This window comes from Burkholderia sp. Ac-20353, assembly GCF_017104785.1.
Taxonomy (GTDB): Bacteria; Pseudomonadota; Gammaproteobacteria; order Burkholderiales; family Burkholderiaceae; genus Burkholderia.
Window position 1 is genome coordinate 1 of record NZ_JAAGPL010000511.1, and the last position, 1,105, is coordinate 1,105.

The window sequence follows — 1,105 nt, forward strand, 5'->3', positions numbered from 1 at the left end:
TACTAAGCTTTCCGAAAGTATTGTCATTGTCATGAGACAATGGACGAATGAAATCGAAACGCACATCGGACGGCCGGAAACTGGATCACGCGACCTTGCAGGCGATGCGTCAGCAAGCGGTGAAGGCCATACGCGAAGGACAGGACGTGGCCAGCGTGGCTGCGGCTTATGGGGTGAACGAACGCAGCGTTTACCGCTGGCTGGCCGACTTTGCCAATGGCGGTCAGAACGCGTTGCTCGCCAAGCCGATTCCAGGCCGACCGCCCAAGGTCAGCGCCGAAGAGATGCAGTGGCTGGCGCAGGCGGTACGCGATCACAGTCCGTTGCAGTTCAAGTTCGAATTCGGGCTGTGGACGCTGTCGTTGATTGCCGTGCTGATTGAACGGCAGTTCGGCAAGAAGCTGGCGCTGTCTGGCGTGAGCCGCATTATGAAGCTGTTGGGTTTCACGGCGCAAAAACCGCTGTACCAAGCATGGCAACAAGACGCGACGCTTGTGCGCCAGTGGGAATTCGAGACCTATCCGGCGATTCGGGGCGAGGCTCGGGAAGTCGGGGCAACGATCTACTTTGCCGACGAGTCGGGCATTCGCTCGGATTACCACACCGGCACGACGTGGGCACCGCAGGGTTGCACACCGGTAGTGGAAGCGACCGGCAAGCGCTTTTCGCTGAACATGATTTCGGCGGTCGGTCCTCAAGGTGAGTTCCGATTCATGGTGCATGACGGCACCGTCACCGCTACCGTCTTCCGAGAGTTCCTCGGTCGCCTGATGATCGGTGCGCAAAAGCCCATCTTCCTCGTGCTTGACGGCCATCCGATTCACAAGGCCAAGCTGGTCCAGGATTTCGTGAAAGCGCAGAAGGGACGCCTGAAGCTGTTCTACCTGCCGCCGTACTCGCCGCACCTGAACCCCGACGAGCAGGTCTGGGCGCACGTGAAGCGCAGCGTCTCCAAACGCCTCGTACAGACGAAGGATGAGATGAAACGGCTGGCCATCGGCGCTTTGCGCCGAATCCAAAAGTTGCCCGCGCTGGTGAAATCCTTCTTTCGCCAACCCGAATGCCAATACGCGGCTATGTGACATTTCTTTCGGAAATCTTAGTA

At 58.6% G+C, this 1,105-nt stretch carries 1 protein-coding gene; it reads left to right on the forward strand.

Going from position 1 to position 1,105, the window contains the following annotated elements; genetic code table 11:
• The first annotated feature begins 47 nt into the window (after positions 1 to 47).
• Positions 48 to 1,082: an IS630 family transposase gene (locus G3N94_RS41645; RefSeq protein ID WP_205799950.1), complete on the forward strand. Its 1,035-nt coding sequence runs from the start codon at positions 48 to 50 to the stop codon at positions 1,080 to 1,082.
• Positions 1,083 to 1,105: the final 23 nt, after the last annotated feature.

Coding starts and splice junctions, on each gene's coding strand:
- G3N94_RS41645 (WP_205799950.1), top strand. CDS start 48: ATGAAATCGAAACGCACATCGGACGGCCGGAAACTGGATCACGCGACC.